This window comes from Sandarakinorhabdus oryzae (assembly GCF_009733735.1).
Taxonomy (GTDB): domain Bacteria; phylum Pseudomonadota; class Alphaproteobacteria; order Sphingomonadales; family Sphingomonadaceae; genus Sandarakinorhabdus; species Sandarakinorhabdus oryzae.
Genome location: NZ_WNJP01000004.1, coordinates 13,590 through 25,736, shown reverse-complemented (window position 1 = coordinate 25,736; position 12,147 = coordinate 13,590). Strand labels below are relative to the sequence as shown.

Genomic DNA, 12,147 nt, shown 5'->3' with positions numbered 1-12,147 from the left:
CGGCATGGCGGAGCGGGACTTCATCGCCCGCCTGCTTGCGCCCCTGGCCATCAACAGCGCGGCGCGCGGATTGGTTGATGACGCAGCGGTCTGGACCCCGCCGCTGGGGCGCAACCTGGTGTTTACACACGATATTTTGGCCGCCGGTGTGCATTATCTGCCCGGCGATCCGCCGTCTGACGTGGCGTGGAAGCTGCTGGCGGTGAACCTGTCGGACCTGGCGGCGATGGCGGCGACTCCGGCCGGGGTGCTGCTCGGGCTGGGGCTGTCAGCCGCCGAGGACGACGCCTGGCGCGAAGCCTTCGTGGCCGGGCTGGCCAGGGCCTTGGAAACATTCAATGTTTCCCTGTGGGGTGGCGATACCGTCACCGGGCTTGACCGCGCCGTGCTGGGGCTGACCGCCATCGGCTGGGTCGAGCCGGGCAAGGCGCTGGGCCGCGCCGGCGCCCGGCCGGGGGACGTGCTGTACGTCTCGGGCAGCATCGGCGATGCCGGCCTGGGCCTGGCCATCGCGCAGGGAAAAGCCCGGTTTGACAAGCACTTGCTCAACCGTTTCCGCCGGCCGACGCCGCGCCTCGCGCTCGGCGCGGCGTTGGGCGGGGTGGCCACGGCCGGGATGGATGTGTCTGACGGGTTGCTGATCGATGCCCAGCGCCTGGCGGCAGCCAGCGGGGTGGCGCTGGCGATCGATCTGGAGGCCGTGCCGCTGTCCCGCCCGGCCGCGTCGCTGGACGATCTGCTGGCCCGCGTGACGGCTGGTGACGATTATGAATTGCTGTTTTCGCTGCCCGACGGTGTCCCGCCGCCGCCCGCCGCTGGCCCGCCGGTGACCGCGATTGGCCGGGTGTGTGCGGGCGTTGGCCTGTCGCTCAGCTTCGCTGGCCAGCCGGTTTCGCTGCCCGCCCGGCTGGGCTGGGAGCACGCCTAACCGCGCGCGATCTGCGGCACCAGATCCTTCAGCGCCGCCACCAGCCGGTCACAATCCGTCGCTTTGGTGAACAGCCCCGGCGTCACCCGCACGCAGGCGCCATCCGCCAGCCCCACCCGGTGCACGGTCATGATGTTGTAGCGGGTGAACAGCGTGTCGGTGATGGCGATAGTGTCGGCCGTGCTGGTGTGGCCGGCGATGCGAAAGCTGGTGATCGCGCCGAATGTCGCCGGATCATCGCCCAGCATGATCTCCAGCCCGGACAGCCCCCGCAAGGGTTGCACCCAGCGGTTGCGCAGCCATTGCAGCCGCGCCAGCTTCATCGGAATCGGCAACACCTGTTCCTGGAAATCCAGCGCGGCCGGCAGGGTGAGCTGCGGCGCATAATCCAGCGTGCCCTGGTGCACCTTGGCCTGCACGTCGTCGGGCTTCGCGTCCGGCTCGGCGGCGGCGGGCGCAATCAGCGCGGCGGCGCCGGGCCGGATCCAATAGCCGGCCACGCCCACCGGCGCCCCGGTCCATTTGTGGAAGTTGAGCACGACATAATCCGCGCCGAAATCCGGGATCAGGAACGGCCGCTGCCGGAAGCTCTGGGCGCAATCGACCAGCACCATCGCCCCCGCCGCCTTGGCCAGCGCCGCGATCTCGGCCACCGGTACCACTAGGCCCGATTTGTGGGTGCCGTGGGTGAGGAGGACGAATTTCAGCCTGGGCGTGGCCTTGATCGCCTCGGCATAGGCGGCAATCACATTGTCCCGTGTCGGCGCGCGCGGCAGGTTGATCATCACCGGCACCGCCCGCCGGCTGCGCGCCAGCGATCGCATGGTCGCGTGGCTGGTGTCATAATCACTGTCAGACCACAGGATGGCATCGCCCTCGCCCACCCCGATGAACTGGCTGATCAGCGCCTGCAGCCCCTCGGCGGCGTTGCGGCAAAAGCCGATCTCCTCCGGCTGCACCCCCATTGCCTGCGCGGCGCGGGCCTGCACCACGGCCTGGTCCTTGCGCATGGCGCGCCGGGCATAGACCGACGTGTCGCGGTTCAGTTTCTCCAGGATGGCGCGGTGCGCCTCGGCCACGGGCGTGGCCATATTGCCCCAATAGCCATGCTCCAGCTGCGTCACCGGCCCCATGGTGGGATAGAGCGTGGCGATGCGCGCCCAGCCTTCTTCATCATCGGGCGCGATCATGCCGGGGAGGCTGAGCGCCCGGGCCGGGGCCGCGCTGGCAGCGGTGGCAGCCGCGCCGGCCAGCATCATCGCATCGCGCCGTGAAACCTGCATCGCCTGGCCCCCCATATGTGCAGCCGTCTCCTTGCTGCATCGCGTCATCTATCAGCTTGCGTTCCCCGAATCCCATGCCATGGTGCGACAAATTGCCCAAGACCCATGCCAAGCGGGCGGGCAGCGCAACAGGGGAAGGAGAGCAATGGACAGCGTCGTTTTGGCCATCGGCTGCGGACTTGCCGCAGTGGCCTATGGGGTGATCACATCGCAGCAGGTGCTCAGCGCATCGGCAGGCAACCCCCGCATGCAGCAGATCGCCGCCGCCATTCAGGAAGGCGCCGGCGCCTATCTGACCAAGCAATATAGCGCCATCGGCATTGTCGGCGTCATCGTCGCCGGCCTGGTCGCGCTGTTCCTGGGCATCATCCCCGCCGTCGCCTTCGTGCTGGGGGCCGTGCTCTCCGGCGCCACTGGCTTCATCGGCATGAATATTTCGGTGCGCGCCAACGTCCGCACCGCCGAAGCCGCGCGCCAGTCGCTGCAGGCCGGCCTCACCATGGCGTTCCGCTCCGGCGCCGTCACCGGCATGCTGGTCGCCGGCCTCGCGCTGCTGGCCATCGCTGGCTATTTCTATGCGCTGATCTCGTCCGGCCTGGAACCGACCAGCCGCGCCGTCGTCAACGCGCTGGTCGCGCTGTCATTCGGCGCCTCGCTCATCTCCATCTTCGCCCGCCTGGGCGGCGGCATCTTCACCAAGGCCGCCGACGTGGGCGCCGACATGGTCGGCAAGAACGAACTCGGCTTTGACGAGGATGATGATCGCAACCCCGGCGTGATCGCCGACAACGTGGGCGACAATGTCGGCGATTGCGCCGGCATGGCGGCCGACCTGTTCGAAACCTACGTGGTCACCATCGGCGCCACCATGGTGCTGTGCGCCCTGCTCGTCACCGGCGCCGATGCGCCCAAGCTGATGCAACTGCCGCTGCTGGCCTGCGGCGTGTGCATCATCACCTCGATCATCGGCACCTATTTCGTGCGCCTGGGCGGCGGCTCCATCATGGGCGCGCTCTACAAGGGCCTGATCGTCACCGGCCTGCTGTCGGTGCCGGCGCTGTGGTTCGCCACCGCCGCCATCTTCCCCGACATGAACGCCGTGATCGGCGCCAACGCCGCGGCCGAAGGCGCCATCAACGTCGCGGGCGTGGACGGTGGCTTCACCGGCCAAGACCTGTTCCTGTGCATGCTGATTGGCCTCGTCGTCACCGCGCTGATCGTGTGGATCACCGAATATTACACCGGCACCGAATATCGCCCGGTCAAATCCATCGCCAAGGCGTCGGATTCCGGCCACGGCACCAACGTCATCCAGGGCCTCGCGGTCTCGATGGAATCGACCGCGCTGCCCACGCTGGTGATCGTTGCCGGCATCATCGCCACCTTCAAGCTGGGCGGCCTGATCGGCATCGCCTTTGCCGCCACCGCCATGCTGGCCCTGGCCGGCATGATCGTGGCGCTGGATGCCTATGGCCCGGTGACAGACAACGCCGGCGGCATCGCCGAAATGGCCGGCCTGGATGGCGAAGTGCGCCAGCGCACCGATGCGCTCGACGCGGTGGGCAACACCACCAAGGCCGTCACCAAGGGCTATGCCATCGGCTCGGCCGGCCTCGCCGCGCTGGTGCTGTTCGCCACCTACACCAACGACCTCAAGGAGTTCTTTGGCGACGTCGCGGTCGATTTCAGCCTCGCCAACCCCTATGTCGTCGTCGGGCTGCTGCTCGGCGCGCTGCTGCCCTATCTGTTCGGCGGCATGGCGATGACCGCGGTGGGCCGCACCGCCCAGGCGGTGGCGCAGGATATCCGCGCCCAGTTCCGCGAAAACCCCGGCATCGCCACCCGCGAGGTGAAGCCCGATTATGCCCGCACCGTGGGCCTGGTCACCGCCGGCGCCATCAAGGAAATGATCGTGCCGTCGCTGCTGCCGGTGCTGGCGCCGGTGGTGGTCTATTTCGCCATCAGTGCGGTGGCCGGCCAGGGCAACGGCTTTGCCGCGCTGGGCGCACTGCTGATGGGCGTCATCATCTCCGGGCTGTTCGTCGCCATCTCGATGACGTCGGGCGGCGGCGCGTGGGACAACGCCAAGAAGGTGATCGAACAAGGCGCCTACGGCGGCAAAGGCTCCCCCGCCCACCAGGCGGCGGTGACCGGCGACACCGTGGGTGACCCCTACAAGGATACCGCCGGCCCGGCCGTGAACCCGATGATCAAGATCACCAACATCGTGGCCCTGCTGCTGCTGGCGGCGCTGGCGGGCGGCTGAGGCCCCATCCTATCACCAACTCAGCAAGGGGCGGCCCACCAGCCGCCCCTTTTTCTTGTCCCTTTCCCCGTCACACCGGATAACCGCCCCAGCGTTTGATCGTGCGGATTGCGAAGCTGGAGCGCATGGCGCTGACGCCGGGGAGCCGGGCGAGGCAGTTGCGGTGGATGGTGTCGAACTGGTCGAGATCGGGGGCGGCGACGCGCAGCAGATAGTCGGCGCTGCCCGACATCAGGTGGCATTCCAGGATATCGTCGAACCCGGCGACGGCGGCTTCGAAGCGGTCCATGGCTTCGCGGCTCTGGCTGGTGAGGGTGATTTCGACGAAGGCTTCCAGTTTCAGGCCGAGGCGGGTGGGATCGAGCTCGGCGCGGTAGCCGGCGATCAGGCCATCGGCTTCCAGTTGCTTGATGCGGCGGTGGCAGGCCGAGGTGGAGAGGCCGAGCCGGCTGGCGAGATCGGCGATGGCGGCGGTCGAGTCGCGTTGCAGCGCCTTGAGGATGAGCTGATCCTGCCGGTCCATGCGAAAAAATCCCGATGATTGCGCTGATGGTGGGATATCATCCCGGCAGAGAGCGATAAAGCCGGAATCTTTGGCAGCACTTCCCGTTGGTTCGGGCGCATACTCCCGGGCATTCAGGGAAGGAGCCTTGCCATGCGTGTCGGGACCGTCAGGGAAATCAAGAACCACGAATATCGGGTTGGCCTCACGCCGGAGAGCGTGCGCGAGCTGGTGGCCCATGGCCACGAGGTGTGGGTGGAAAGCGGCGCCGGCAATGGCATTGGCGCCAGCGATGCAGATTATGGGGCGGCCGGGGCGGCCATCAAGGCGGCGGCGGCGGAGATCTTCGCCGGTTGCGAGATGGTGGTGAAGGTGAAGGAGCCGCAGGCAGCGGAGCGGGCGATGCTGCGGCGCGGGCAGATCCTCTATACCTATCTCCACCTCGCCCCCGATCCCGAGCAGACGGCGGACCTGGTGGCGTCGGGCGTGACGGCCATTGCCTATGAAACGGTGACGGGGCCGGACAACACGTTGCCGCTGTTGAAGCCGATGAGCCAGGTGGCCGGGCGCATGTCGATCCAGGCCGGCGCCACGGCGCTGGAAAAGGCGCATGGTGGCCGCGGCGTGCTGCTGGGCGGCGTGCCGGGCGTGCTGCCGGCCAAGGTGGTGGTCATTGGCGGCGGCGTGGTGGGCTTCCACGCGGCGCAGATGGCGGTGGGCCTGGGCGCCGATGTCACCATCCTCGATCGCGATCCGGTGGTGCTGGAACGGCTGGACAATCATTTCGAGGGACGTGCCCGCACGCTCTATTCCGGGCGCGCCAGCCTGGCCGAGCAGGTGGCGGGTGCGGACCTGGTGATCGGCGCGGTGCTGATCCCCGGCGCGGCGGCACCCAAGCTGGTGACGCGCGCCATGCTGGCGACGATGAAGCCGGGCGCCGTGCTGGTGGATGTCGCCATCGATCAGGGCGGCTGTTTCGAGACCAGCCACGCCACCACCCATGCCGAGCCGACCTATGTGGTGGACGGCATCGTGCATTATTGCGTGGCCAACATGCCGGGCGCGGTGGCGCGCACCAGCACTTATGCGCTGAACAACGTGACGCTGCCGCACGCGCTGCGCATTGCCGATCTGGGCTGGCAGGCAGCGCTCAGGGCCAATCCGCACCTGGCGGCTGGCCTCAACGTGCATGATGGCAAGGTCACCTATGAAGCGGTGGCCCGCGATCTGGGTTATGACTGGGTGCCGGTGGCGTCTGTGCTGGGCTGAAGGCCGGCGAGAAAAGCGGCGGCCTGCGCCCTGATCCGCGCCTGCTCGTCGGGCGCGAACCGCCGCCAGCCGTCGTACATGCGCCACAGCCGCTGGTTGCTGCTGAGCGTCGCTTCGTGGCGGGCGAGGAAATCCCAATAGAGGGAGTTCAGCGGGCAGGCGGTAGGGCCGGTGCGGTGTTTGACGTCGTATCGGCAGGATTTGCAGTGGTCGCTCATGCGGTTCACATAGGCGCCGCCGGCGGCATAGGGCTTGGTGGCCATCAGTCCGCCGTCGGCGAACTGGCTCATGCCGATGACGTTGGGGGCCTCCACCCATTCGAGTGCGTCGGCATAGACGGCGAGGTACCAGCGGTGGACGTCGCCTGGGTCGGTGCCGACCAGCATGGCGAAATTGCCGAGGATCATCAGGCGCTGGATATGGTGGGCCATGGCGTTGCGGCGCGTGGCGTCCACGGCTTCGGCGAGGCATTTGAGATCAGTGGGCGCGCCCCAGAACAGCGCGGGCAGGGGGCGGGTGGCGCCGAGGTGGTTGCGGGCGGTGTAATCGGGGCCGGCAAACCAGTAGAGGCCGCGCACATATTCGCGCCAGCCCAGGATCTGGCGGATGAAGCCTTCCACGGCGTTCAGGGGCGCGGTGCCGGCGCGGTACGCAGCCTGGGCGGCCTGGCAGACTTCGAGCGGCGACAGGAGCCCGAGGTTGATGGCGGGGGAGAGCAGGCTGTGGTTGAGCACGTCCTCGCCGGTCACCATCGCGTCCTGATAATCGCCGAAGCCGGGGAGGCGGTGGGTGATGAAGTCTGCGAGCGCCTCCAGGGCCTGCGCGCGGGTGACGGGCCAGGCGAAGCTGTCCAACGATCCGAAATGATTGTGGAAGCGCGCCTGCACCAGCGCCAGTACGTCCTGCGTGATGGCATCAGGGGCGAAGCGGATAGGGGGTGTGAAGCGGTGGCCCTTGGGGACGGATTTGCGGTTGTCAGTATCGAAATTCCACTGGCCGCCGATGGGCTGGTCGCCGTCCATCAACAGGCCAGTCTGCCGGCGCATCAGCCGATAGAAATCCTCCATGACGAGACGTTTGCGCGGGCGGGCCCAGTCGGCGAACTGCTGGATGGTGCAGAGGAAGCGATCATCATCGAGGATGGTGAGCGGCAGGCGGGTGCGTTCGGCCCAGGCGCGCTGGCTTTCCAGCACGCGCCATTCGCCGCCAGCGACGGTGACGATGCGGGTGGCGCCGTGGCGGGCGACGGCGCGGGCGACTTCGCCGGTGAATTCGCCGGTGTTGGCGGGATCGTCGAGGGTGACATAATCCACTGTCCAGCCCGCCGCGCGCAGTTCCTCGGCGAAATGGCGCATGGCGCTGAAGAACAGCGCGATCTTCTGCGGGTGGTGGGGGACATAGGTGGCTTCGTCGGCCACCTCCATCATCAGCACCACCGCCTCCGCCGGCGTGACGGCGCGCAGGCTGGCGAGGTCGTGGGAGAGCTGATCGCCCAACAGGGGCACAAGGGTGGTCATGGCGGTGCTGTTGCGGGCTGGGGTGGCGGCCGGCAACACGGCGTGGTGTCGCGTGGCACCGGGTGAGGGCGCGTGTAACACCCCTCACCCGGGCCGCGCTGCGCGCGTCTCTCGACCTCTCCCGCAAGGGGAGAGGATCCGCGGAAGGCGCGAGGCTCCCGCTACTTCAGCCGGGCCAGCGCGCGTTCGGCCTTGTCGATCACGCTCTTCAGCACGTTGCGCGCCTTCATCGTGGCGACCGACTTGGTCATCACGTCGCCGGCCCGCTTGGTGTCGCCTTCGTCCTTCAGGGTGGTGGCGAGGCTATCCAGGGCACCGAAATAATCGATGTGGCCCAGCGTCTCCGCCGCCTTGTCGGGCGCCTTGGTCAAGAGGTCGATCTGCGCCTTCACCCCGGCATCGAGATCGGCGCTGATCACCTTCAGTTCAGGCGCGTCGCCATCGCCGAGCACCTTGAAGTTGCGCAGCATCGGGGACGACAGCGCCAGCCCACCGTGAATGGCGGCCGCACTGGCCGGCGAGCGTTCCACCAGTTCACGCACCGTGTCGGTGGCGCGGGCCAGTTCCGGCACGCCGGAAAAGGCCAGCACGCGGGCGACGTCTTCGGTGAACCAGTCGGGCGCCATGCGCTCCTCCTCGGCCCCGGCCGGGGTGCCGACGATGATCTCCAGCACGTTCGAAACGACGATGTCGCCATCGATGTCGACCGCGGCCTGCACCTGGTAGAGGCCGGGTTCGTCGATCAGCCAGCCGCTCGTGGTGGCCCCGGCGAAATGCTGGCCATAGAGCGATTGGCCCGGCGCCAGGCTGCCGCCTTCGTGGCGTTCACAGCGGGTCATGAACGGCGCCCACAGCCGCGCCTTGCCGCCTTTCCGGGCGATGAGCAGGCTGATGTGCTTGCCATCGCTCAGCAGGTCATGCTCCACCGCCTGCTGCTCGCTGCCGGCGTTGGTCAGCTTCAGCTCCAGCTTCACCGGTTCCAGGAAGGCAAAGCGGTTCTGCGCGCGGTTGGGCCGGATCGCGAGTTTCCAGCGGCCGGATTGCGGCAGCGCATCGGGGGCCTCGAAATTGTGGTTCACGAACCAGTTGGCGTTGCCCATCTGCACGAAGCGGCGCGGCGCGTGGCGCAGGAAGCGCAATTCGCTATCGGTGAAGCGGAAGCGGAAATCGGCGAAGAAACTGGCCTGGCCGCCGCTTACCCGGAAGGGGTAGTTCATGAAGCTGCGCGCTTCCGGCTCGTTGGCGAGCGGTATCCACGGATCGCCGGGGCCGCCGCCGGCGACGCCCAGCGCCTTCTGCCAGCTGTGCGCCAGGTTGAAGGCGTGGCCCATCTCGTGCGCCGCCGTCCAGAACACCATGCGCTGGCGCCAGGCCGCCGCATTGGCATCACCGGCCGGCGCGTCCTGGATGAAACTGTCGGTGAAGATCGCGGTGCCCTGGCGGTGGTTGGGGCCGATATCATCGAACATCACCCCGCCCAGGCTGCGGCCCTGATCGTGGCGGGCAGCAAACAGCACCCACAGCGCCCATTGCGGCTTGTTGGCAAAGCGCGACCAGTGGGTGACCATGGCATTGTGCATTTCCGCATCCGACCAGGTGCCGTTGGCCGCTGCGCCGCTGACCGGGATGACGTTGGCGCCCGGCGAATAGTAGGCGGCAAAGCCGGCGCGCTGGTACACCGTGGTCAGCTCCAGCGTTTCCACCGGCAGATCGGCCGGGCGGTTGGGGTGGGTGCCGGTGTTGATGCTGGTCACCGGGGTGCCGGCGTTGCTCACCCGGTCGATCTCGAACTCCACGCTGTCGAAATAGGTGGATTCAAATTCCAGATCATAGCTGCGGGTGACGGCGCCGCCGCCCGACACGGTGAGCCGGTACATGCCATAACGCAGGCCGGTGGTGCGCCGCGCCTCGAACACCAGGGTGGTGCCGGGGAAGGCATCGCCGTCGCGATAGCTGATGGTCGCGGTGACGCGCCGGTTGTTGTAGCCAAGGCATTGATCCGACGTGACATCGGCGATGACATGGCTGGACCGGCGCGGGAACAGGTTGAACAGTTCCACCGAAATGCGCTGTTGCGGGAAGAAGCGGTCCACATCCACCCGCACCGTCATCCGCATCAGGTTGAGCGGGATGCTGGGCACGGGCACCGGGCGGCCGATCGGGCCGGGCAGCATTGGACCGGGCAGCACTGGGCCGATCACCGGCTGCACCAGCCGGTAACGCCCGCTTACCGCCGCGCACAGGTTGATCGGCGGGAACCGATCCGGAAACGGGAAGGGTTCCGGTCGCGGCAGGCCGGGCATCGGCAGATCCGGGCGCGGGAAGGGCAGCGGGCCACCCAATGGCGGCGGTTGCGGAATCGGCCCGTCAGGCACGGGCGTGAAGGCTTGCGGGCTGCCATCGTCGACGCGGCCGGCGACGAAATCGGGGTGCTGGTCTTCGCTGATCAGCAGATCGGTCGGTGTGTGGCCGCCATTGTGGCCGCCGTTGCCATTGGTCTTCCTGGGCATGGTCTGTCCTCCCATGGGTTGGGTGTGTGACAGCCGTGGATTCGACCCTCCCTGCGCCGTGGCGGGGGGCCTGGTTGCGGCATGGGGGAACACCGCGGCCAGGCCAGCCTGTTGGTCAGAGATACCCTGGCTCGTCCTCCGTGTTGGTGATGCGGAGACCGTGCTCGTCGCGGTTGACGAGAATATAGCGGGCGTCGGCGGGGACGGCGAAGCGGGTTTCCAGCCCGGTATCGGGCAGGGCGATCACCAGCGTGTCGCCGGGATCGGCGGCAATTTCGCTGCGGCCGGCCCAGCCGGTCTGCAGGCGGGTGCGCGGGTTCAGCCGGGCGACGACGTGATGGCCAGCGCGGATTTCCAGATCATCTCCGGTGAATCCTTCCTGGAAATCGATGGTCACGGTCCCCGTCAAGACAACCCCCCACAGGCCGTCAGTCACGCCTGCCACGCTGCACAATTGCGGCGTCTGCGTCGACTCGATGTAACTAAAGCTTATACCACGTCGGCGTCAGATTGATGAACCGGATTCCCGCCGGGCCGCCGCGCCTGGCCCGAAACATGATAGTCGCCGGGCCCTGGGCTGGCCTGTATGCTCGCTCCACAAGCAGGCGGGGAGGCCAAGCCATGTCGATCGATTTCGAGATTCCAGCCGAAGCCAAGGCCATCCGCGAGCGGGTGCGGCAATGGGTGAATGATGAATGCCGGCCGGCCGAGCAGAAGCTGAAGGACGGCGCCGATTACAAGACAGTGCTGGCCGAATTGCGCGCCAAGGCGCGTCGCCAAGGCCTGTGGCTGCCGTTCATTCCCAAGGAGCATGGCGGCATGGGCCTCGGCCCGCTCGCCAACGCGCTGGTGCAGATGGAATTGGGGCAGAGCCATCTCGGCGCGCTGTCGATGAACAGCCAGGGGCCGGACGATGCGACCATGCTCACCCTGCTGGCGCATGGCACCGATTTCCAGAAGGAGAAATTCCTCAAGCCGCTGCTCAATGGCGAGAAGCGTGTCTGCTATTCGATGACCGAGAAGGCCGCCGGCGCCGACGCGACCGGCATGCGCACCACCGCGGTGAAGGACGGCAACGAGAATTATATCCTCAACGGCGAGAAGTGGTTTTCCTCCGCTGCCAGCGCCGCCGATATCGCCGTGGTGATGGCGCGCACCGATCCGGATGCGCCGCGGCACAAGCAATTCTCCACCTTCATCGTCGAGCTGCCCAACCCCGGCTACATCATCAAGCGCGACATCAAGACGATGGCGATCGAGGGCCCGCTTTCAAAGGTGATGGGCGGCGGCCACAGCGAGATCGAAATCAACAATCTCGTGGTGCCGGCCGAAAACCTGCTCGGCGGCGAAGGCAATGGCTTCAACATGGGCCAGCATCGCCTCGCCTATGGCCGGCTGCGGCACGGCATGCACAATGTGGCGATGGCGCAGCGCGCGCTCGATCTGGCCACCGCGCACGTGACCCAGCGCGAGACCTTCGGCAAACCGCTCTACCAGCGCCAGGCGGTGCAGTTCATGTTGGCCGAGTGCGCCAGCGAACTCTACATGGCGCGGCTGATGCTGCTGCACATCGCCTACAAGGCGGAAAAAGGCCTGGACCTGCGGCAGGAGAACAGCATCGCCAAGGTGTTCCTGGCCCACATGGTGCACAAGGTGGTGGACACCGCCATCCAGCTGCACGGCGCGCTCGGCTACAGCCAGGATACGCCGCTGGCGAGCTGGTACACGCATATCCGCAGCCAGCGGCTGGTCGATGGGCCGGACGAGGTGCATCGCTGGACGGTGGGGCGCAACGTGATCAAGGCGTTCCAGGCGCATGGCACGACGGCGTCGGCGGCCGGGGGGGATTTGATTTAGGGAATCACGCCCCAA

General features: G+C 67.4%; 9 protein-coding genes. 4 read left to right on the top strand and 5 right to left on the bottom strand.

Features of this window, described 5'->3' with window-relative positions; translation table 11 throughout:
* Positions 1–4: 4 nt before the first annotated feature.
* Positions 5–928, top strand: coding sequence for a thiamine-phosphate kinase (gene thiL / locus GJ693_RS01095; protein ID WP_156254489.1), 924 nt, complete (start codon positions 5–7; stop codon positions 926–928).
* Here thiL and GJ693_RS01090 read toward each other — a convergent pair.
* Positions 925–2,211: an aminotransferase class V-fold PLP-dependent enzyme gene (locus GJ693_RS01090; protein WP_156254488.1), complete on the bottom strand. Its 1,287-nt coding sequence runs from the start codon at positions 2,209–2,211 to the stop codon at positions 925–927. The genes thiL and GJ693_RS01090 overlap by 4 nt on opposite strands.
* A gap of 145 nt (positions 2,212–2,356) precedes the next feature.
* On the opposite strand from GJ693_RS01090, the gene GJ693_RS01085 reads away from it, so the two are divergent.
* The gene (locus GJ693_RS01085) at positions 2,357–4,477 is read left to right on the top strand and encodes a sodium-translocating pyrophosphatase (protein ID WP_156254487.1); all 2,121 of its coding nucleotides are present in this window, start codon (positions 2,357–2,359) and stop codon (positions 4,475–4,477) included.
* A gap of 70 nt (positions 4,478–4,547) precedes the next feature.
* Here the strand turns inward: GJ693_RS01085 and GJ693_RS01080 are convergent, their stop codons facing one another.
* Positions 4,548–5,000, bottom strand: a complete 453-nt coding sequence (locus GJ693_RS01080; RefSeq protein ID WP_156254486.1) for an Lrp/AsnC family transcriptional regulator — start codon at positions 4,998–5,000, stop codon at positions 4,548–4,550.
* 132 nt (positions 5,001–5,132) lie between these two features.
* Between GJ693_RS01080 and ald the strand changes: the two genes are divergently transcribed.
* Positions 5,133–6,248, top strand: a complete 1,116-nt coding sequence (ald, locus tag GJ693_RS01075; RefSeq protein WP_156254485.1) for an alanine dehydrogenase — start codon at positions 5,133–5,135, stop codon at positions 6,246–6,248.
* Here ald and GJ693_RS01070 read toward each other — a convergent pair.
* The 3 genes from GJ693_RS01070 to GJ693_RS01060 form a co-directional block, all read right to left on the bottom strand.
* Positions 6,212–7,765, bottom strand: a complete 1,554-nt coding sequence (locus GJ693_RS01070) for a cryptochrome/photolyase family protein (protein WP_156254484.1) — start codon at positions 7,763–7,765, stop codon at positions 6,212–6,214. The two genes, ald and GJ693_RS01070, sit on opposite strands and share 37 nt — an antisense overlap.
* Before the next feature lie 161 nt (positions 7,766–7,926).
* Positions 7,927–10,275, bottom strand: coding sequence for a zinc metalloprotease (locus GJ693_RS01065; RefSeq protein ID WP_156254483.1), 2,349 nt, complete (start codon positions 10,273–10,275; stop codon positions 7,927–7,929).
* 115 nt (positions 10,276–10,390) lie between these two features.
* Complete coding sequence (locus GJ693_RS01060) at positions 10,391–10,672, bottom strand: hypothetical protein (RefSeq protein ID WP_156254482.1); 282 nt, start codon at positions 10,670–10,672, stop codon at positions 10,391–10,393.
* 224 nt (positions 10,673–10,896) lie between these two features.
* Here GJ693_RS01060 and GJ693_RS01055 point away from each other — a divergent pair, with 224 nt between their 5' ends.
* The gene (locus GJ693_RS01055; RefSeq protein WP_156254481.1) at positions 10,897–12,132 is read left to right on the top strand and encodes an acyl-CoA dehydrogenase family protein; all 1,236 of its coding nucleotides are present in this window, start codon (positions 10,897–10,899) and stop codon (positions 12,130–12,132) included.
* Positions 12,133–12,147: the final 15 nt, after the last annotated feature.

Excerpts from the sequence above, each read along its gene's own strand:
- GJ693_RS01090 (WP_156254488.1), bottom strand. The coding sequence starts at position 2,211 with ATGCAGGTTTCACGGCGCGATGCGATGATGCTGGCCGGCGCGGCTGCC.
- GJ693_RS01080 (WP_156254486.1), bottom strand. The coding sequence starts at position 5,000 with ATGGACCGGCAGGATCAGCTCATCCTCAAGGCGCTGCAACGCGACTCG.
- ald (WP_156254485.1), top strand. The coding sequence starts at position 5,133 with ATGCGTGTCGGGACCGTCAGGGAAATCAAGAACCACGAATATCGGGTT.
- GJ693_RS01065 (WP_156254483.1), bottom strand. The coding sequence starts at position 10,275 with ATGCCCAGGAAGACCAATGGCAACGGCGGCCACAATGGCGGCCACACA.
- GJ693_RS01070 (WP_156254484.1), bottom strand. The coding sequence starts at position 7,765 with ATGACCACCCTTGTGCCCCTGTTGGGCGATCAGCTCTCCCACGACCTC.
- thiL (WP_156254489.1), top strand. The coding sequence starts at position 5 with ATGGCGGAGCGGGACTTCATCGCCCGCCTGCTTGCGCCCCTGGCCATC.
- GJ693_RS01085 (WP_156254487.1), top strand. The coding sequence starts at position 2,357 with ATGGACAGCGTCGTTTTGGCCATCGGCTGCGGACTTGCCGCAGTGGCC.
- GJ693_RS01055 (WP_156254481.1), top strand. The coding sequence starts at position 10,897 with ATGTCGATCGATTTCGAGATTCCAGCCGAAGCCAAGGCCATCCGCGAG.